Source organism: Colwellia polaris (genome assembly GCF_002104515.1).
Classification (GTDB): Bacteria; Pseudomonadota; Gammaproteobacteria; order Enterobacterales; family Alteromonadaceae; genus Cognaticolwellia; species Cognaticolwellia polaris.
Window position 1 is genome coordinate 50669 of sequence record NZ_NBOE01000015.1, and the last position, 20177, is coordinate 70845.

Genomic DNA, 20177 nt, shown 5'->3' on the forward strand with positions numbered 1-20177 from the left:
TATAGACTATCGTACTAATATTACGATAGTCTTTTTTTGTTTTTGAACCATGTAAACATTGTGATATTAAGGTTAAACGCAACATTTTTTTACTACGATATTATTTGTTAAATATAGGAATTTAGTATGGGTCGTTATATCAAACGCCTAGTTCAAGTTTTAGTGATCAGCCTTATTGTTATTTATGCGCTGATTTGGTTGTTGTCACCAACGATAATAAGGTATGCGATTAATGCTTATGGTTTGCCTAAGCCTTTGTATCTAACCGATACCTCAAGTATTCGCTATAACCCCTTTACTGCACATTTAACTATTAATGATTTAGCCGTAAAAGCTGATGAAAATAACACGAGGTTAAAGCTACAAAGTCTCAACGCTGAGGTACATTTATATCAACTACTGTTTGATAAAATTTATATCGCAGAATTTTCGCTTAATGGCATATTTATTCCGGTGACAATGAACGAGTCGTCGCTCAATATTGCTGGATTTGAATTAATGGGCGAAGAAACTGCACCAGATCAAGCTGAGCCTAAAGAAGAGTCGAGCACGGCTAACTTTCCTTATCAAATTATTGTCCCGAACTTTGACTTGTCTGATGCGAATATAGAATTATTGTATTTTTCCCACAAGCATAATATTGCACTCGACTCATTTTCATTACAGAACATTTTATTGTCACAAAATGAGCAAGATATTAAATTAAATTTGCTTAGCCATTTAAATGGTTCACCCATTAAGCTAGATATTGATGGAAGTTTGTTGCAACAACAAGGTGTTATCAGTGTTGAACTTGACGCAAAAGATATTGAATTAAATACCCTTAAAGCATTTCTACCGCCTGAAATTTTAGCGCTAACAGGCAAGGCGAGTCATAGCAGTAAGTTTAAAGTTTTACTTAAAGATGCAGAAACATTGATTAACGTTGAACAACTGTTAATAGCGGTAGACGAATTACATTTAGAACAAGAAAACTTAGCCGTTGCAATTAAACAGCAAACCTTAGCGCTTCAAACCTTACCTAAAGCATTAAATGTGAGCGCTGATAGTAAAGTAGAGCTTAGCCCGCCACTGGCTATCGCGATGAGTAAAGAGCAAACAGCCGTTAATATGCAAGATGCGCTGATAACTATAGAACAGCTTAATATTAATCAAAACAATATTACCATGTCGATTGAAAGCCAAAAGGTTCAAACGCATAACTTAGCGTTTATAATGCCAGCCAATAAGGCAATAAGCATTGATGCCTTGATTAATGTAGTAATCGACGATATTAAGGCCAATACTATTGAAAATGAAGCCTTATTAGCTGATATAAACCAGGTATCAATTAATAATATTGCTTTGAACTTTCAAGAAAACAAAGCAAAAGTAAAAGTTGAAAGCGTAGATGTTGCCGCAAGTGAATTTTCGAAAAAACATCAACAGAATATGCCATCTTTAGCATCATTTAATGGTCTATCAATCAATAATATTGACTATAGCCCGGAGCTTATCGCTATTAACGATGTAAGTTTGTCTGGACTAGCGGCTAATGTTCTACTCGATAAAGACAAACAAATAGCGACGCTTGTTGCGCTAGCTAGTCCAAGTAGCAATGAAAAAACAGATAATAAATCTATTGATAATAGCGTTGTAGACGATAGTGTCGAAGTAGCTAATAAAGAAACTTCTGTAGTAAAGCCGGAAGCTACAAACGTTAAACAAGTATTTAAGTTAGGCAAATTTACTTTAGCTGATGATGCTCAAATAGATTTTAAAGACACTAGCGTTACGCCAAATTACGAACGCAATGTCAATATTACTCATTTATTACTGTCAGATGTTGATACCGGCAAGCCAGAGCAAGAAGTAGTGCTAGATATTAAAGGTAAAAGTGATACTTATGCTAGCTTTGATATAAAAGGCCGCGGTATGCCTTTTGCTGAAGAGCAAAAATTTAATTTAAACGCAAAAGTTAAAGAGCTGAGCCTACCAGGTATTTCTACTTATATTAAACAAGCATTAAAATACGAAATTGACAGTGGTCAACTCGATCTTACTATCGACGCTGGTTTAACGGGAAATAAAATTAATGGCGATGTTGATGTTTTACTGCGAGGTGTAGAGTTTACAGCTGCTGATGATAATGAAAGAGGTGCAATAACTGATGGCTTAAGTGTGCCATTTAATGTTGCTTTAGGGATGTTAAAAGATTCAGATGGTAATGTTGAACTGTCTTTACCACTTAAAGGTGATACGAGCTCACCATCTTTTGGTTTGTCAGGCTTATTAACCTTATTGGTTAAGCAAGCAACGATGTCGGCCGCCAAAGACTACCTAATTACCACCTTTGTGCCTTATGCCAGTGTTATGAAAGTGGCCATGGCTGCTGGCGAGTTTGCGCTTAAACTCAGAATTAATGATTTAATTTATCCTGCAACCGCCATTGAATTAAATGAAGAGCAACTTGATTTTAGCCGACAAATGTCAGTGATGTTGGCTGATAGAGATAACATCAATGTTAAGCTTTGTGCGGTAGCAACGGCGAGTGATTTATCGTTAACAGATGCATCACAAGCCCATTTACCTGAAAACATTGCGCTATTAAGTAAAATATCACAACAACGTGTTAATTTGTTTAAGGCTCATTTAGTGGAGAAGCTTAATGTGCCATCAGCGAGGCTTTTATTTTGTAAACCACAAATAGATACCTCAAAAGGGGCAAAACCACGTATTAAGTTTGTTATTTAACTTACTCGCTATATTGTTATTTTGTAAAGCGCATAGGGTTGGTACTTTCACTAACCCTTTACTGCGCTTAATTGCTTAAGACATTATTAACTTACTAAACCTATAAAATAGTGGTGCCGATTGAACTTTAACCTTTCTAGACTCTTTAATATTATTACCTTTGAAATAGTTCGTTTATTTAAAACTAAACGCGGCTTACTGGCGTTATTAGCTTTTTCAGCTATCTGGTTTATTATTCTTTACTATTTTGTGGGTTCAGCTTCATCGATTGTTACCTCGCATTCATTTGAAAGTATGGCAAAGCAATTATTTGGTGCGCTAGGGCTGTCTGCTTTATTAGCATGGCCGGTTGCTGAATACACCATTTATTGGTTAGTGGCGATATACTTTTTTCCAAGTTTTGCCTTGTTGGTCTGCAGCGACCAATTTTGTTCAGACAAACATCGCGGCACATTAAGATTTATTACATTGCGTACCACACGTGCTGAGCTGATTATTGGCCGATTTTTTGGGCAACTATTAATTATGTCGATATTAATATTGTTAACGGCTGCTGCCACAACGTTATTAGCAAGTTTACGAGATATTACGCTGCTGAGTGAAAGCGTTGTGCTTGGTATTAAGTTATCAATACAATTAATTATTGTAGTATTACCCTTTATTGCACTCATGACTTTACTCAACACTTTAGTATCATCAGCACGACTTGCCATTGTTTTTGCTACTTTATTTTTTGCTTTAGGACCATTGTTGATTGTGCTCATTGAGTATCAATTCGGTCAAACATTTTACTTGAATTTAATATTTCCAGGTGGCCAAATAAGTCATGTTTTGGCGCAAAGTAGTGACTTTGCCAATCAGTACATATTACCCTTAGTACAAACAGTTGTGTTACTCATTAGTAGCCATTTAATTATGAAACGAGCTTCATTATGAGTTTAATTATCGATGTTCAGCAAGTAACAAAAAAATATGGCAATAATACGGCACTTAATAATGTTGAATTTTCGCTAGAAAGCGGCGCACCTGTTGCTTTAGTAGGGCCAAATGGCGCAGGAAAAACCACCTTGTTTAGTCTGTTGTGTGGTTACATTCAGCCGACATCAGGCAACATTAATATTTTAGGGCATTCACCAGGTAACTCTGCTTTATTTGGACGTTTATCAGCGCTGCCTCAAGATGCTCAGTTAGATCCTAGGTTTTCTATTGCGATGCAATTGAATTTCTATGCGCGTTTACAGGGTATGAGCTCAAAGCAAGCTAAAATTGATACATTACGCGTTTTAGATATGGTGGGATTACAAGATGCGACTAAAAGTTTGCCAGCTGAGTTATCGCATGGCATGCGTAAACGAGCAACAATAGCACAAGCTTTATTAGGTAGCCCCGAAATTGTTATGCTAGATGAAGCCACTGCAGGCCTAGATCCTGCAAATGCGAAAGAAATTCGGGCCATTGTAGCTGAACATGCAGATAACGTTAACTTTATCTTAAGCTCGCATGATCTTAATGAGCTGGAACGTTTGTGTGATCGGGTATTATATTTAGAAAGTGGGCATTTAAAGCAGCACCAAACCCAGGATAACAATGTTAACACGCGCTACATTACCTTAAGAGTTAAACAAGCATATCAAGATCTGATACCAAAGCTTTCAATAATACCGAGTGTCGAAAAGATAGAAATGACTCAAGATAAAGAATATTTATTAACAATTAACAGTGCATTAAGTGCCAATAATGTAGAAATTGATCTGTTGAAAATTCTCATCAAAAACAATTGGCTCTATAGCCATATTATTAATGGTAAAACCCTAGAGAACCAATTGTTTTAAGCTTCATAAATTCGCCTTATAGCTATTTTTCTGCAGGAATATATTCACCTTCTAAACTGGCTGGTATTTGTCCGTTTGTAAGCTTGCTTAGCCAGTCAAGGTACTGCTCATGAGGCATAGGTTTAGCGTAATAATAGCCTTGACCAATATCGCAGCCAAAACCTCTCAGTGCTTCTTCATCTTGGGCACTGTTTATGCCTTCTGCAACTACCTCTAACCCCAAACCTTTTGCCATTTTTACTGCGGTTTCTGCAATAACTTTACGTTTTATATCGCTGCAAACGTCTTCAACAAACTCTCGGTCTATTTTAAGCTCTTGAAAGGGGAGTTGATTAATTTGGGATAGCGATGAATAACCTGTACCAAAATCATCAATACTAATGGTAATGCCGAGTTCAATAAGTTTTTCTATTGTATTGATGGCAATACTATTTTGTGCAAATGATATCGACTCAGTTAATTCGAAAATAATTTTTTCAGCTTTTATATCACACCGTTCGATTATATTTGTAATATCATCAATAAAGTTAATTTGAATAAGATCTTTACCACTGATATTAATTGATACCATATGGTTTAACCCCGTATGTTCTGTTAACTCAGCTTGTTGAGTTAGTGCGGTTTCGACGACCCATAATGTTAACGAAGGCATTAAACCAAAATCTTCAGCAATAGCAATAAAGGTATCAGGGAGAATAGCCCCTAATACGGGGTGATTCCATCGTATTAAACATTCACTGCTACAAACTTTATTGGTTTTTAAGTCGATCTGCGGCTGATGAAATAATTCAAAACCTTTATTAGCAATAGCGCGTTCTAAATCAATGGCAAGCTCTATTGAAGACGGGCTATTTTTACTGTCTTTTTCAGCATAATATGCCCATTTGCTTTGGCTAATTTCTGCATTACTAGCAGCAATTGAGGCATTACTGATTAAACTAGCACTTGTACTACCATGTTTAGAAAACGTAGCTAAACCAACGGATGCTGACAAAGGAAGCTTAAGGTTTTTTATTAAGTAAACATCTTGAACTGCTTGTTGTATAGATCGTATGAAGAGGTTTATATGTTGATCGTTTTCTTTATTGTTAACCACCATGGCTAAACTACAGTTTTCTAAGTAACACAGCTTTTCAAACTGGTCGGTAACATGCAGTACAGCGTCATTGAAACGAAACAAAGAGGAGAGCTTTTGATTTAAGTGTTGAATAAACTTAACTTTAGTTTGGTCATCTATATAAAGTTCAATACGTTGAAATTGTTCAGGCTTTATCACAATAACAGTAAAGTCTTGAACGTTTTCTGTTAAAAGTTGATTAATTTTATGCTCTAGGTTTGTTTGTCTGGGTAAATGATTACTTTGATGATAAGCAATGATGGTTAATTTTTCTTGCTCGCTGCGACGAATACGTTCTGCTAATGCAAAAGCCATAAAAGTAACTTCAATCATAATAGCAAAAAGAAATGCATGGCCAGTTAAAAAACTATATTCAAGCTGGTTTAGCAACACCATGGGTTGAATAACCGCGCCAACTAATAAAGGTAACCAAGACAAAAAGTAAAAACGCGCCCAAGAAAAATCTTCTTTTAAACGATTAAAAATCAAAAAAAGCGCCACAATGTAGAAAAGCGGCTGTAATGAAAAAAACAGTTTAGTTTGTGTTAATTCATCAAGTGATAATGAATATAAACCAATTACGCTAACAATAGCGGCAAAGCCAATCGATGCTTTAAAGGTCCAGTGATTTAATTTGTCGTACCGTAAAAAATAAAGCGTAAAGAGTAGGAGAAATATAATTAATATAAAGTCGTTAAAGATCAGGTATTGATTAAGGAAATGCATTATCTGCTTTGAAAACAGAAAGTAACCGAAGCCAGTTAAGGATGAAAGTACGGCAAAAGCTGATATTAAATAACCGATATACAATAAATAAACTTTATCTTTGCCAGCAAAAAATAACACTAAATTATAAATAGCAATAATGAGCAATATGCCAATAAATGCACCATAAACTAGCTGAGATAAAAGCAGTCTTTGCTCAAAATCATCGGGTTTAAATAATTGTAAGGGTATATTAGGTGGCCCCGAGCTTTTTAGTTTTATTAAGTATTCGCTATATCCAAAGTGATTAAGCTGCAGATTTACAGAAGGGTATACATATTGGCTAGTTCTTTGATCACTTGATGATTTGAAATAGAGCTCTTTCGGCGCATTAAGTGGGCCTAACTCATAAACAACAAAAGTTTCTAACATGCTATGTTCAGCCATTAATACAAGTTGTTCATGCTCTCGTTCTTGATGTTTTTCTGTTTGCTGCTTTGCGGTTAACGTTGGCGTACCAATAGGATAATGAAGGGAAATTTTAATCCAGTATGTTTGTTGTGCAAGCTCATAAGGAATACTGCTCAAGTTACTTTCGATAAATTCTGTATTGCTTATTACTGAATTAATGTCAGCATTATTACTTTTATCAATGTAGTAACTGGTGTTGATAGTAAAAGGACTATTGAGGCCATTAATATTTTTTTTATCAATATCGTGAATTAAACTTGCAAAGCTAAAGGTCATTACCAGTAAAACTAGGGCAATTACCGCAGTAGAAATTCTTTTACTTAATTGGGAAAATATCAAAAATTAAATACTCTTATAAGTGAATAATAGTCAGGGGTATCTCTACAGTTTTAGGCATTTTTCGAGTTCAGCGTATAAAAGTGTCTTAAATCGTTTAGGCAATTATATATAGCTTCTTCTTTAGTTTATACTGAGTAAATAATTAAATAGCTATAATACTTAAGTAATCACTAAAATAAAAACTTTAAAAGTTACTGAAAGTTTGCCGACCTTTTAATTTTTATCAAGATATATACATCAATAATAATGTAGCAGAAATAGCCGATTCGGATCATAATTTTAATATCATCACGTATTAACTTGAAACTAAATCATGTTTTATGTTTTCACAATATTATTGTTCATTTAGCTTTAAGCTCTATCGGCTTTATATCAGCAAGTACTTAAATACTAAGCGAGAATAATTACTATGTTTAATATGGATTTCAAACAACGTGTTGTTATCGATACATCAAAAAAATTATGGGAGAAAAGCCCATCGGCAGGCGTGTTAAGAAAACCCCTTGCGCGTGAAAATCGAGAAAGTGGCCATGCAACCAGTATTGTTAAGTATGAGGCGGGCGCAAAATTTAATTCACATGGTCACCCTTTAGGCGAAGAAATTTTCGTGCTTTCAGGCGTATTTTCTGATGAAACAGGGGATTACCCAGCAGGCAGTTATTTTCGTAACCCGAAAGGATTTGAACACGCGCCATTTAGCATCAATGGTTGTGAACTGTTGGTTAAGTTACATCAAATGTCACCTAAAGAGAGTCAGCGCATTTGTATTGATACAACCCAGCAAGCATGGTTGCCAGGCTGCGGTAATTTAAAGATTAAACCTTTGCATACGTTTGAAAACGAAAAAGTTGCTTTAATTTTTTTGCCGGCCGGAGAAAAATATGTTTCACATGATGATTATATTGGCGAGGAAATTTATATCATTAGTGGCGAGCTTATTGATGAATTAGGGCATTACCCTGCGGGTACTTGGATCAGAAGTCCACATTCAAGTATTCATCAAGCCTATGTAAAGCAAGATACCTTGCTCTGGATTAAAACAGGGCACTTGGGCAATTAATTAAGATTAATTATTACCTGAATAACGGTTACGACATCTGAAAGAGAGTGTTAACGATATTATTAAAGACAGTTATTGCGTGTACGTTTTTGCCGTTATATATTTGAATTTAACACTTGCTAGTTTTATGATTAAATTATGTTACAGCAGTGTTCGAGATGGAGTCCTGATTAATAAATTAGGATGAGTTGTATTACTTCTCTAGGTCAGTTAATTATAATTTAACTAATACAATAAGTTTCATGTGTTATGACTCTTTTATAAACCGAAACTTTAAAATAAAAATAGGTGTTTTTCTGTGATCAATCAAGCTGATTTAAAAAGCGTTAAATCTGTTCTCTTCGTCTGCATGGGTAATATTTGTAGGTCGCCCAGTGCAGAGGCGGTATTTCGTCAAAAAGCTCAAGACCTTTCACTTGTTATTGATTCTGCCGGTACTGTTGGTTCGCATGCGCGTGAAAAGCCAGATCATCGCGCTCAAAAGGCCGGAATTGCTCGAGGGTATTCTTTTGATAAAATTAAAGCACGTAAAGTCACGAGCGAAGACTTTGCAAAGTTCGATTTGATCTTGGCTATGGATGAGAAAAATATTCAAGATTTAATGAAGGTAGCACCGCAAGATCTGCAATATAAAATGCAGTTGTTTTTGGACTATGCTGAAAACTTTGATGATACAGAAGTGCCTGATCCCTATTATGGCGGCGCAAAAGGTTTTCAATATGTATTAGATTTAGTAGAAGATGCTAGTGAAGGTTTAGTTAAGCGTCTTAAAACAGCATAAATTTTTGATATTTGGTAGTTTGTAAATAATTTACAGTACAGCCTACTTAATATTATATTTAATGCGTTAAGTTTAGTTTAAGTTTTAATAACTAACCTATTTTATTCAAGAGAAAAATATGTAAAAAAAAAGCCAATTGCGTTATGCAATTGGCTTTTTATATTTTAACTCTTCAAGGGATTCCTTAAAGAGTTAAGGTTTGAATAACTAAGCGATTAAACGAGTGTTGGCTTAGTTGGGCCAGCTGAGTTTCTGCTAGAAACATTAGCAACAAGCGCCGTTTTACCTGATGTTACATGGCTTGTTCTATTTTCTGCAGCAACAAAGTCACGCGGAATAACGCCACTAGAAGTTACGGTTTCAGGCTTTGTCATAGGTGCTGAAGCCTTACCGGCAGGTTTATTTGCTGAAGCCTTAACTTGGCGTTTAATATTTTTAACTTTAGCACGTATTTTTTTCGGCTTCTCATCAACAGTCGCAGGTTTCTCAACAACAACCTCAGGTTCTACTTTTGCTGAATCTTCAACTTTAGTTTCATCAGAGCTTACTTCTACAGTCGTTGGTTGTTCAGCTACCGCTTCGGTTGTAGTGTCTACTGTATTATTATCTGTAACAGTTGCTTGAGCTTTAGTTTCACTAGTAACTGATAGATTTTCTTCAGAAATAACTGTTTCTGCTGAAGTAGTAACTTCTTCTGCAGGTGTTACTGCTTTTACTGTAGCTGCTTCAGCTTTAGTCTCTTCAGCTTTAGTCTCTTCAGCTTTCGCTTCCTCGACTTTAGCTTCTGCAATATTAGGTTCGTCAAAAGGTAAGTTTTGTTGAACTTCATTTTTAGGGTCATTAATAACGTCAGTTAGTGCATCAGCTTGAACTTTTTGGACTTGTTCAACTGTTGGTGCAGATTCAGTAACATCTTGATTACTGTTAACGTCAGCTTTACTAGTTGCAGAATTGTTAGCTGATGCGACTTCTTGCTCAGGGTAACGTGCAGTAACTGGATCTTCAGAAATCTCACTGCCATCTTTAGCTTCGGCGTTTTGTCTGCGACGTTGTCCGTGAGCACGCATATGGCGAGGTGAGCGTCTGCTTCTAGGGCGTTGCTCATCTTTAGTGTTCGTTGCTGCTTCTACTGCGTTTTTATTAACAGTTGCTGATGTTTCAGTAGCTGTTGAATTAACAGTGTTTTCTGCAAGTTTAGTATTTTCATTTACCTTAGTTTCGGCTGTATTGGTTTTAACCATTTTAGCTTCAACTTTTGCACTCTCAGTAGTTGCACTGACTTTATCATTGCTAGCAACACGAACCTTTTTGCGGTTGTTACGACGTTGACGACGTTCTGCAACTTTTTCCTCTTTAGGCTTTTGAACACGTTCTTTTTGAGGCTTAGCAGGTGCAGTGTTTACATTACTATTTTTCTTTGCTGTATTCTCAGTAGTTGCAGGTTGATTTTTACGTTTGTCGTTGCGATTGTCATTACGATTGTTTCTACGTTGACCTTGGCGGCTACGTTGCGGACGACGTTCATTATTTCTTTTATTGTTGCTTTTTTCTGGTGCTTTTGGCGCTGGTTTAACTTCTTCTTCACTAGCGAAAAGAGATTTAACCCATTCAACAGCAGCGCTAAGCAAACTTTTCTCAGGAGCTTTTTGTTCAACAACAGGTGTTGGCTCTGGCTTTTGAGGCGCTTGCTTTGGCGATGACATACCTTGTAATAAAGGTTCGTCGCGTTTACTGACTTCTTTATTGAATTTAGGCATAACGGCTTCTTCAGGTACGGCTTGTTTAATTGCCATATCGTAGCTAGCTTCTTCAATACCTTCGTCTTTTCTTACCCGGATAACTTCATATTGCGGTGTTACCATATTTGGGTTAGGAATGATCAAGATTTTCACATTATGATGTTTCTCAACATGAAATACCGAGCGACGTTTTTCATTTAATAAATACGTAGCAACAGGTACAGGAACTTGCGCTTGTACTTGTTGTGTATTGTCTTTAATGGCTTCTTCTTCCATTAAACGTAACACGGATAATGCTAAAGACTCTACACCACGAACATGACCTGTACCGTTACAGCGAGGACATACACCTTGGCTAGTTTCACCAATAGAAGGACGAAGGCGTTGGCGTGACATTTCAAGTAAACCAAAGCGAGAAATACGACCCAATTGGATACGTGCTCTGTCTTGTTTAACCGCATCACGCATTCTATTTTCAACTTCACGTTGATGACGAACTGGTGTCATATCGATAAAATCGATAACCACTAAACCACCTAAATCGCGCAAGCGTAATTGGCGAGCAATTTCTTCTGCGGCTTCTAAGTTGGTATTAAATGCTGTTTCTTCTATATCTCCACCTTTCGTTGCACGGGCAGAGTTAATATCAATAGAGGTTAACGCTTCTGTAGGGTCAATAACAATTGAACCACCAGAAGGTAGGCGCACTTCACGTTGAAAGGCTGTTTCTATTTGTGTTTCTATTTGGTAATGAGTAAATAGCGGTACGTCATTGTTATACAGTTTAACTTTACTTAAAAAGTCAGGACGAACAATTTCAATATGCTTTTTAACGCTTTCAAAGATTTTCGGGCGATCAATCAAGACTTCACCAATATCACGACGTAAATAATCGCGAATAGCACGTAAAATAACGTTAGTTTCTTGATGAATTAAAAATGGCGCAGGGCGACTAGCAGCTGCTTCTGAAATTGCATTCCAATGATGAGTTAAAACGTTTAAATCCCATTCAAGCTCTTCATATTCTTTGCCCACACCAGCGGTACGAACAATTAAGCCCATGCCTTTAGGAAGTGTAAGTTTGCTTAATGATGCTTTAAGGTCGGTACGTTCATCACCTTCGATACGGCGAGAAATACCACCAGCACGAGGGTTATTTGGCATAAGTACCAAATAGCTACCGGCAAGGCTGATAAAGGTCGTTAACGCTGCGCCTTTTTGGCCACGCTCTTCTTTATCAATTTGTACAATAACTTCTTGGCCTTCACGTAGTACTTCTTTGATATTAGGACGGCCTTGAAAGCTGTATCCTTTAGGGAAGTATTCACGAGCGATTTCTTTCATTGGTAAGAAACCGTGGCGGTCTGCACCGTAATCAACAAACGCAGCTTCTAAAGAAGGTTCTATACGGGTGATTTTAGCTTTATAAATATTTGATTTTTTTTGTTCGTGACCAGGACTTTCGATATCTAAATCGTAAAGTTGTTGACCATCGACAAGTGCTACACGCAATTCTTCAGATTGTGTAGCATTAATTAACATACGTTTCATAGTTTGTGTGACTCATTTTTAGTCACAACACACCATTGCTTAGAACACAAAGTCATCTATCGCTATGGTAACAGCAACTTGTCAGCCTCACGGGTGTCAATCTTACTACGCCATATTACGCAGCAAGCTGTTAAAAATTCTGATTGTTTTAATAACTGAGATGATAAACACCACAGTAAAATTGATTCTTTATGTGCCCAGCCTGTGTGCTGTGCGCAACAGAAAAAAGTGCCTCGTTAATGTTAGTTCGATATTTTTATCGTGTTTTCTAATGTTTAACGATTGGAAATGTGACTTATTTTTCTGTTTAATTACATAATTGCTTTATTGCGCGGGACAATATGTTTATGTGTTGTTATTGACAAGTTACACGCGTCAAATTCACAATAGGCCTTACTTTTAGTATCTCGACAATGAAGTTTTATAACATTATCTAACACTAATGTGGCCGCATATTTGCCTCTTACGTCTCGCTTAAAGCATCCTTTTTACTTGTTACGGCTTAAATATAGCGGTAACCATCCTATTATCACACTTTATTTATAGATAAGGCAATAAAATCCTCGTTTAAATTGCCTGTAATTAGAAAAAAACATGTTAAACTGCGTAGCATTATGGTTCTTAGTAAAACAGATATGACAGACAGCCCAAAACCCCAAGTTAGATTTATTACTGTAGACAGCGAAGATGCCGGTCAACGCATTGACAACTTTTTAGTAAAAACCCTCAAAGGTGTGCCAAAGAGCATGCTTTATCGTTTATTGCGTAAAGGCGAAATACGGGTGAACAAAAAGCGCACTAAGCCTGAATATAAGCTTGTTGATGAAGATATTATTCGTGTTGCACCCATTCGTGTTTCTGAAAATACCAATACAGTATCTACGCAACTAAATGTTGTGGCTAATTTAGAAAAACAGATATTGTTTGAAGATGAACGTTTAATTGTAATTAACAAACCTTCAGGTATGGCAGTTCATGGTGGCAGTGGTTTAAGTTTTGGTTTAATTGAAGCTTTAAGAGCATTACGACCTGATGCGCGTATGCTTGAACTTGTACATCGACTGGATAGAGATACTTCTGGTTGTTTAGTTGTAGCAAAGAAGCGTTCAGCATTACGACATTTACATGAACAATTGAGAAATAAAACGGTACAAAAGTTCTATCACGCCTTAGTTAAAGGTCGCTGGTCAACTAAATTAACCCGTGTTACTGAAAGCTTAAAGAAAAATGACTTAAAATCAGGCGAACGAGTTGTTGTTGTAGACAACATCAACGGTAAAGAGTCTGAAACCCGCTTTAAAGTTCTTCAGCATTACAAAAATGCCACGCTTGTAAGAGCTTTCCCTGTAACAGGGCGTACACATCAAATTCGTGTTCATTGTCAAACTAAAGGGCATTCTATTGCCTGTGATGCAAAGTATGGTCATGAGGATTTTGATGTAGAAATGAAAAGCCTTGGTTTAAAACGTTTATTCTTACATGCGGCTAGTATTGAATTTACTCATCCATTGAGTAATGAACGAATAAAAGTGGAAGCGCCTTTAGAGCCATCATTGGAAAAATTATTAAAAAAATTAACTAAAGCAGATGTCCACTCAACGTAAGCGTGTTTAATTTATAAAATTTAACATGCGGCATAACTTATTTATACCGCGTGAAAACAAAAAAAAGCTCAGTCATTGGATTTTTATATTATCCATTGACTGAGCTTTTTTTCTAATATACAACTCAAATGTTGAGAGCGGATATTTTTCTTAGTTACATTGAACTTGCTTTTTGATGTACAACGTCATAAATCGAACCAAATGATTGTGCAATATTTAAATCTAAGCTCATATGCAGTTTTCTGGCTATATCACTTGAAGAAATAACCCCTCGAATATGATGACTTTCTTGGTCTAACACTAAACAATGTCTTAACTGATAGTTTTCTAATGTTGAAACAACATCACTTACCGAAGCACTTAACAGTTCACTGTAATCAAAAGCGTGAAAATCAGATTTTGGGATCATTAAATCTTTTACTAAAATATCTTCACGCTTGATGCCTTTAGATAACTTGGCAACAATGTGCTGCTCTGATAATTCATTAGTACTAATGATGCCAATAAAGTCGTTATCCTGAGATACTACAATATTCATTCTAACGTGTGTTTTTAACATTAACTCTAACGCGGTTACTGCTTGAGTATCTCCCTCGATCATCAATGCCTTGTGATCTTTAAAATCTGTAAATATTTTTACTGCAGGTGATGCTAAATTAATTTCCTCAAACTGTTCGGGGGTAATAATATTGTCAGTTGCTGCTAGGTTAACTAAGTGTAATTTTTTCATAACGACCTCAAAACTTCTAAAAGCATATGTTGTTAAAGAGAATAGAAATATGCTTTTTAAAAACTAAATTTTATTTACTCATCAAATAATGATTTATATTTTTCATCACTTGGACTTTTACTCATCAATAACTTATTAAGCGCCATCGCTGCTTTTATTTACGCACAAGGCTAGTTACTGAGATATGTTATTACCTAAAATTAAACTTGTTTTGCTATTAGATAGCGTAAACAACGTTATGTTATTGGGTAATTTTTATGAGCAAGTAAATTTTGGTGGAGCTCTAGATTGAAAGTTTTGAAAGGTGGGGCGTTTAATATCAGGATTTGAGTACTGTAAGCTGGCTTGACTATATAAAAAGGGCTGAACGATAATTTCGATGAATAAAGCTGAGTTATCAAAATCATCATTAATGATATTTTCAGATTCTACTATAGTAGGTACATTAAAACTTGCATCACTTAACGATACTGTCTCTATCGCATTTGCTGACGCAGATGCAATGACTATCGATAAAATGAAAAACAGTTTAAACATGTTGAATACTCTAAAAAGGATTAATTAATTGTCTTCAATGATTGTTATGGAGCGAAATATTAGTAATTCAAGTGAAAAGTAATAAATATAAAAATGAATTTTAAATTTATTACTTTTCGAAAATAAATTATTTTAATGATTAAACGCTAAATTAGCTGTAAAGACAAATTAGAGTAGGAAACCTGTCTTATATTATTTATGCTTGTTCAGCGAGTACATCAACGCCATGTTGTTTTAGTAATTCGACAAGTTTGATTAAAGGTAAGCCAATCAAGCTATTTGGATCGTCACCCTCGAGCTTTTTAAATAAACAAATACCTAAACCTTCACTTTTAAAGCTACCGGCACAATTATAGGGTTTTTCAGCGTGTAAATAATTTTCAATGTCGCTAAGTGATAATTCATTAAAGTGAACTAAGAAAGGTTCTATTAATGCTGTTGTAAAGTCTAAACCGCTATCATAAACACATAAGCCTGTATAAAAGGCCACAGTTTTGTTGCTGAACTTTTGTAATTGTTTAACGCCATTTTCAAATGTGTGGGGTTTTCCTAAAATTTCGCCATCGCACATCGCTACTTGATCAGAGCCTATAATTAATGCATCTGGGTATTCGTTTGCCACGGCTTTTGCTTTTTCAATAGCTAAACGCTGAACTAACGCAACTGGCGTTTCATTTTCTAATGCTGTTTCGTCTACATTGGGTTTTGCACAGGTAAAGGGAATGTTGAGTTTAGCTAAAATTTCTTTACGAAAAGGGGATGTGGAGCCTAAAACAAGTTTTTTCATTAATATCACTCAAAATATAATCAGATTATTGTTAATATATGGACTATCTTGAGTTTTTAAACAAATTTAGCTATTTTTCTTTTGACACAGGCCGATAGGCACTTTATTATGCGCGCCTTATGAAGAATCTTAAACTCCCGATAACGATAGACCCATCTAGAAGCGCACAGCGAAAGTTAGTGTGTGAAGGATACTTTGAAGTATCTGGGATGAATAGATTGCTTGCTGTGTGTGATGCACAAAGTGAGCAAGTACAAGTGAGTGCTAATTTTAGTGTGGATGAAGTGGGTTTGGTAGTAATATCAGGCAGCTCATCGGCAACGGTTGCATTAACTTGTCAGCGATGTACTGAAGAGTTTGATTTGGTATTAGAAGTAGATTTTACTTTTAGTCCAGTGAAAAACGCTGAAGCCGCAGCGGAGTTGCCGTCATATTATGACGCAATTGAATTAGATGAAAATGGTGAAGTTAACTTGCGAGAGTTAGTAGAAGATGAGTTTTTACTCGAGATTCCACTAATTCCAAGGCATCCAATTAAAGATTGTCAAGCTCCATCTGATAGTGTTTGGGGGGAATTGCCTGAAGAGCTAGAAAAACCAAATCCATTTGATATATTAAAGAACATTAAATAGTTAAACTTAGCTAATAACCGATTTTAGGAGTAGGCAATGGCAGTTCAAAAGAGCAAAAAGTCTCGTTCAAGACGTGGCATGCGCCGTTCACATGACGCAATAACGACAACGCATTTATCAACAGATCCAGTATCTGGTGAAACTCACCGTCGTCACCATGTAACAGCTGATGGCTTTTACAAAGGTGTTAAAGTAATCAATAAGTAATCTGTAACGATTACCTTGATTAATCTAACCATAGCGTTAGATGTTATGGGGGGCGACCAAGGCCCCCACGTAACACTTCCTGCGGCAATGCTCGCAATAGAAAACCACCCCAATCTGCACTTATTATTATGCGGTGACGAATCTGTCATTGTTGAAACTCTTTCAAAAAAAAATTATTACCCTCATCCTAGAATAACCGTTGTTCCTACTACTCAAGTTGTTGAGATGGATGACAAACCTATTTTTGCCTTACGCAACAAAAAGCAATCTTCTATGCGTAAAACACTCGATCTTGTAAATGAAGATCAAGCGCAAGCTTGTGTAAGCGCCGGTAACACGGGGGCACTTTTTTCAATGGCCCACTTTGTCTTAAAAACCTTACCGGGCGTTGAAAGGCCGGCATTAATCTCTGCATTACCGAGTAATAAATCTGATCAACATGTATTTATGCTGGATTTGGGCGCAAATGTTTTTTGTGATTCAAGTGTTCTATATCAATTTGCGATTATGGGGTCGGTAATGGCAAAAGAAGTCGATGGTATTGAAAACCCAAAAGTAGCGTTATTGAATATGGGCGAGGAAGACAATAAAGGTAGTGATCATATTAAACAAACTGCCAGTTACTTAATGGCAAATGATGATATTAACTATATTGGCTTTATTGAAGGGAATGATATTTTCACCAATAAAGCGGATGTAATTGTTTGTGATGGCTTTGTGGGTAATGTTGCATTGAAAACGTGTGAAGGTGTGGCAAGAATGGTCTACACACAATTACAAGAAATCATCAAAAAGCACTTTTTAGCTCAAATAATGGGCAAAATATTGTCTGGCCCCTTAAAAAAACTCTTTAAACCCATGAACCCCGACCAGTATAACGGTGCAAGTTTGATAGGATTGCGCGGTATTGTGGTGAAAAGTCATGGTAATGCAAATATAACGGCTTTTTATACTGCTATTGTTGAAGCCATTACTGAGATTGAACGACAAGTACCAACTAAAATTAAAGACAAGCTTGAAAAAAGCTTATGTCATAAATAAGTTGCAAGCTCAGTATTATCTAAGTCAATTATAGGTAAATACAGCTTAAAAAATTACATCGGCATAGATCGGATCATGGTTTATGTTGTTAAAGTGGTAAATCAAATTTAATTAGGTCAAAAAATGCAAAATAATTTAGCGTTTGTCTTTCCAGGTCAAGGGTCACAATCTTTAGCTATGTTAGCTGATTTTGCGGATCATGAAGTAGTACAAAGTACTTTTTCTGAAGCATCTGAAGCTTTAGGGTACAACTTATGGCAATTGGTGCAAGATGGTCCGGTTGAAAAGTTAAATCAAACTAACTTTACACAACCCGCGTTATTAACGGCAAGTGTTGCAATATGGCGTTTATGGCATGCATCTTCTTCTGCTTCGCCTAAAGTGCTAGCAGGTCATAGTTTAGGTGAATATTCTGCATTAGTTTGTGCAGGTGTTCTATCACTTGCAGATGCCGTGAAGTTGGTAGAAAAACGAGGCGAATTTATGCAAGCTTCAGTACCAGAAGGTGTGGGAGCAATGGCGGCTGTTATTGGTTTAGATGATGACATTATTATTAGTGCTTGTGAACAAGCCGCGGATAACGATGTAGTTTCAGCAGTTAACTTTAATTCTCCAGGCCAAGTTGTTATTGCTGGTCATAAAGATGCAGTAGCTCGTGCAGGTGTTTTATGTAAAGAAGCTGGCGCAAAGCGTGTTCTTCCTTTACCGGTAAGTGTTCCGTCACATTGTGCTTTAATGAAAGATGCAGCCGACAAGTTAGCAGAAGAGTTTAACAATGTTACTTTTAATGTGCCTAACATACCTGTGATCAATAATGTTGACGTTAAAGCCGAGTCTTCAGTTGATGCAATTAAAGCAGCACTTATTAAACAATTATACAGTCCAGTGCGTTGGACTGAAACTATTCAGTATTTAGCGCAACAAGGTATTGATACAGCGATTGAAGCAGGGCCAGGTAAAGTATTACAAGGCTTGCTTAAACGCATTGATAAAACCATTAGTTGTCAATCTGTTAACGACAAGATATCGTTAACTAAAGCATTAGAATCAGTAGAGTAAAATTATATGTTTTCATTAGAAGGTAAAGTTATTTTAGTAACAGGTGCCAGTCGTGGTATTGGTAAAGCTATTGCTTCACAGCTTAAAGCACTTGGTGGTACTGTTATTGGTACGGCAACATCAGAGCATGGTGCGGCTAATATCAGCGATTACTTGGGCGAAGGGCAAGGTTTAGTGTTAAATGTTACTGACGACGCTTCAATTAGCGCTATGTTTGACTTAATCAAAGAGAAGCATGGCTCGGTTGATGTTTTAGTTAATAATGCCGGTATTACGCGTGATAATTTAATGATGCGCATGAAAGATGATGAATGGGATGATATTATTGATACCAACCTAACATCAGTATTCAAAATCAGTAAAGCTGTATTACGTGCGATGATGAAAAAACGCAACGGTCGTATTATTAATATTGGCTCAGTCGTTGGTACTATGGGCAACGCTGGCCAAGTAAACTATGCTACAGCTAAAGCTGGATTAATTGGTTTTACTAAGTCATTGGCTCGTGAGGTTGCTTCTCGAGGCATTACCGTTAATACTGTTTCACCAGGTTTTATTGATACAGACATGACACAAACATTGACTGATGAGCAAAAAGAAGGCATTTTTGCTCAAGTCCCGGCAAACCGTTTAGGTAAGCCCGAAGAAATTGCTAACGCTGTTGCTTTCTTAGCATCTGATTCTGCAGCGTACATTACGGGCGAAACATTGCACGTAAATGGCGGCATGTACATGGTTTAACACAGGTTTGCTTATCGGCTACTCTTTGTTAAATTTGAATGAATTATAAACAGTTAACAGGTTTGACCAGCAAAAAAGTAAAATTAGAAGCTTGCATGGTTGGCTTTTGACGAATAAACTACACACAATATTGAAATATTGTATTTTCTAGTAAAGGAAAAAAAATGAGTACTATTGAAGAACGCGTTAAAAAAATTACTATTGAGCAACTTGGTGTAAGCGAAGACGAAGTTAAAGTTGAAGCTTCTTTTGTTGATGACTTAGGTGCAGACTCTTTAGACACTGTTGAATTAGTAATGGCGTTAGAAGAAGAATTTGATACTGAAATTCCAGATGAAGAAGCTGAGAAAATTACAACAGTTCAAGCTGCAATCGATTACGTTACTGCTAACCAGTAATATTAAACGAGTGTAATGATTTCAGGCGGTTTAATTACCGCCTGAATTGTTTTTACCGTTTGAAAAATATTTATACCCAATTCAGAATCAACCACTTTGATTTTGAGCAATAA

At 36.3% G+C, this 20177-nt stretch carries 17 protein-coding genes; 12 read left to right on the forward strand and 5 right to left on the reverse strand.

Annotation, left to right across the window (positions count from 1 at the left end; translation table 11 throughout):
* Positions 1-126 precede the first annotated feature (126 nt).
* The 3 genes from B6A32_RS17680 to B6A32_RS17690 all read left to right on the forward strand — a co-directional run bounded on the left by B6A32_RS17680 (position 127) and on the right by B6A32_RS17690 (position 4565).
* Positions 127-2733 (forward strand): DUF748 domain-containing protein, encoded by a 2607-nt coding sequence (locus tag B6A32_RS17680; RefSeq protein WP_085306243.1) that lies wholly within the window; start codon positions 127-129, stop codon positions 2731-2733.
* A gap of 120 nt (positions 2734-2853) precedes the next feature.
* On the forward strand, positions 2854-3669 hold the full coding sequence (locus B6A32_RS17685; RefSeq protein WP_085306244.1) for a hypothetical protein: 816 nt from the start codon (positions 2854-2856) through the stop codon (positions 3667-3669).
* Positions 3666-4565 carry an ABC transporter ATP-binding protein gene (locus B6A32_RS17690; protein WP_085306245.1) on the forward strand — a complete coding sequence of 300 codons (900 nt, stop codon included), beginning with the start codon at positions 3666-3668 and terminating at the stop codon, positions 4563-4565. Before B6A32_RS17685 ends, B6A32_RS17690 begins: the two co-directional genes overlap by 4 nt.
* Positions 4566-4587: 22 nt before the next feature.
* Here B6A32_RS17690 and B6A32_RS17695 read toward each other — a convergent pair whose 3' ends face one another.
* Positions 4588-7197 carry an EAL domain-containing protein gene (locus B6A32_RS17695; protein ID WP_143327929.1) on the reverse strand — a complete coding sequence of 870 codons (2610 nt, stop codon included), beginning with the start codon at positions 7195-7197 and terminating at the stop codon, positions 4588-4590.
* 409 nt (positions 7198-7606) lie between these two features.
* Between B6A32_RS17695 and B6A32_RS17700 the strand changes: the two genes are divergently transcribed.
* Positions 7607-8257: a cupin domain-containing protein gene (locus B6A32_RS17700; RefSeq protein ID WP_085306247.1), complete on the forward strand. Its 651-nt coding sequence runs from the start codon at positions 7607-7609 to the stop codon at positions 8255-8257.
* A 298-nt stretch (positions 8258-8555) separates the two neighbouring features.
* Positions 8556-9038, forward strand: coding sequence for a low molecular weight protein-tyrosine-phosphatase (locus B6A32_RS17705; RefSeq protein ID WP_408607681.1), 483 nt, complete (start codon positions 8556-8558; stop codon positions 9036-9038).
* Between the two features lie 215 nt (positions 9039-9253).
* Here the strand turns inward: B6A32_RS17705 and rne are convergent, their stop codons facing one another.
* Positions 9254-12328 (reverse strand): ribonuclease E, encoded by a 3075-nt coding sequence (rne, locus tag B6A32_RS17710; RefSeq protein WP_085306248.1) that lies wholly within the window; start codon positions 12326-12328, stop codon positions 9254-9256.
* A 635-nt stretch (positions 12329-12963) separates the two neighbouring features.
* Here rne and rluC point away from each other — a divergent pair.
* Positions 12964-13932, forward strand: a complete 969-nt coding sequence (rluC, locus tag B6A32_RS17715; RefSeq protein ID WP_085306280.1) for a 23S rRNA pseudouridine(955/2504/2580) synthase RluC — start codon at positions 12964-12966, stop codon at positions 13930-13932.
* A 154-nt stretch (positions 13933-14086) separates the two neighbouring features.
* Here rluC and B6A32_RS17720 read toward each other — a convergent pair whose 3' ends face one another.
* The 3 genes from B6A32_RS17720 to B6A32_RS17730 form a co-directional block, all read right to left on the reverse strand.
* Entirely contained in the window at positions 14087-14662 is a 576-nt protein-coding gene (locus B6A32_RS17720) for a CBS domain-containing protein (RefSeq protein ID WP_085306249.1), read from the reverse strand.
* Between the two features lie 255 nt (positions 14663-14917).
* Complete coding sequence (locus B6A32_RS17725; RefSeq protein WP_085306250.1) at positions 14918-15199, reverse strand: hypothetical protein; 282 nt, start codon at positions 15197-15199, stop codon at positions 14918-14920.
* Between the two features lie 196 nt (positions 15200-15395).
* Positions 15396-15986 (reverse strand): Maf family protein, encoded by a 591-nt coding sequence (locus tag B6A32_RS17730; protein WP_085306251.1) that lies wholly within the window; start codon positions 15984-15986, stop codon positions 15396-15398.
* Between the two features lie 119 nt (positions 15987-16105).
* Here B6A32_RS17730 and yceD point away from each other — a divergent pair, with 119 nt between their 5' ends.
* From yceD to acpP, 6 genes are all read left to right on the forward strand, one after another.
* Positions 16106-16618: a 23S rRNA accumulation protein YceD gene (gene yceD / locus B6A32_RS17735; protein WP_085306252.1), complete on the forward strand. Its 513-nt coding sequence runs from the start codon at positions 16106-16108 to the stop codon at positions 16616-16618.
* A gap of 36 nt (positions 16619-16654) precedes the next feature.
* Positions 16655-16825 (forward strand): 50S ribosomal protein L32, encoded by a 171-nt coding sequence (gene rpmF, locus B6A32_RS17740; RefSeq protein ID WP_081153814.1) that lies wholly within the window; start codon positions 16655-16657, stop codon positions 16823-16825.
* Positions 16826-16840: 15 nt separating this feature from the next.
* Positions 16841-17866, forward strand: a complete 1026-nt coding sequence (gene plsX, locus B6A32_RS17745) for a phosphate acyltransferase PlsX (protein ID WP_408607682.1) — start codon at positions 16841-16843, stop codon at positions 17864-17866.
* 123 nt (positions 17867-17989) lie between these two features.
* Positions 17990-18925 carry an ACP S-malonyltransferase gene (gene fabD, locus B6A32_RS17750; protein ID WP_085306254.1) on the forward strand — a complete coding sequence of 312 codons (936 nt, stop codon included), beginning with the start codon at positions 17990-17992 and terminating at the stop codon, positions 18923-18925.
* Between the two features lie 6 nt (positions 18926-18931).
* Positions 18932-19666 carry a 3-oxoacyl-ACP reductase FabG gene (gene fabG, locus B6A32_RS17755; RefSeq protein WP_085306255.1) on the forward strand — a complete coding sequence of 245 codons (735 nt, stop codon included), beginning with the start codon at positions 18932-18934 and terminating at the stop codon, positions 19664-19666.
* A 164-nt stretch (positions 19667-19830) separates the two neighbouring features.
* Entirely contained in the window at positions 19831-20064 is a 234-nt protein-coding gene (acpP, locus tag B6A32_RS17760) for an acyl carrier protein (protein WP_077286054.1), read from the forward strand.
* Positions 20065-20177 lie beyond the last annotated feature (113 nt).

Bases quoted from the DNA above. Each gene is read 5' to 3' on its own strand.
- B6A32_RS17725 (WP_085306250.1), bottom strand. From the start codon at position 15,199: ATGTTTAAACTGTTTTTCATTTTATCGATAGTCATTGCATCTGCGTCA.
- fabG (WP_085306255.1), top strand. From the start codon at position 18,932: ATGTTTTCATTAGAAGGTAAAGTTATTTTAGTAACAGGTGCCAGTCGT.
- rluC (WP_085306280.1), top strand. From the start codon at position 12,964: ATGACAGACAGCCCAAAACCCCAAGTTAGATTTATTACTGTAGACAGC.
- B6A32_RS17730 (WP_085306251.1), bottom strand. From the start codon at position 15,986: ATGAAAAAACTTGTTTTAGGCTCCACATCCCCTTTTCGTAAAGAAATT.
- fabD (WP_085306254.1), top strand. From the start codon at position 17,990: ATGCAAAATAATTTAGCGTTTGTCTTTCCAGGTCAAGGGTCACAATCT.
- B6A32_RS17690 (WP_085306245.1), top strand. From the start codon at position 3,666: ATGAGTTTAATTATCGATGTTCAGCAAGTAACAAAAAAATATGGCAAT.
- B6A32_RS17680 (WP_085306243.1), top strand. From the start codon at position 127: ATGGGTCGTTATATCAAACGCCTAGTTCAAGTTTTAGTGATCAGCCTT.
- rne (WP_085306248.1), bottom strand. From the start codon at position 12,328: ATGAAACGTATGTTAATTAATGCTACACAATCTGAAGAATTGCGTGTA.
- rpmF (WP_081153814.1), top strand. From the start codon at position 16,655: ATGGCAGTTCAAAAGAGCAAAAAGTCTCGTTCAAGACGTGGCATGCGC.
- acpP (WP_077286054.1), top strand. From the start codon at position 19,831: ATGAGTACTATTGAAGAACGCGTTAAAAAAATTACTATTGAGCAACTT.
- B6A32_RS17700 (WP_085306247.1), top strand. From the start codon at position 7,607: ATGTTTAATATGGATTTCAAACAACGTGTTGTTATCGATACATCAAAA.
- yceD (WP_085306252.1), top strand. From the start codon at position 16,106: ATGAAGAATCTTAAACTCCCGATAACGATAGACCCATCTAGAAGCGCA.
- B6A32_RS17720 (WP_085306249.1), bottom strand. From the start codon at position 14,662: ATGAAAAAATTACACTTAGTTAACCTAGCAGCAACTGACAATATTATT.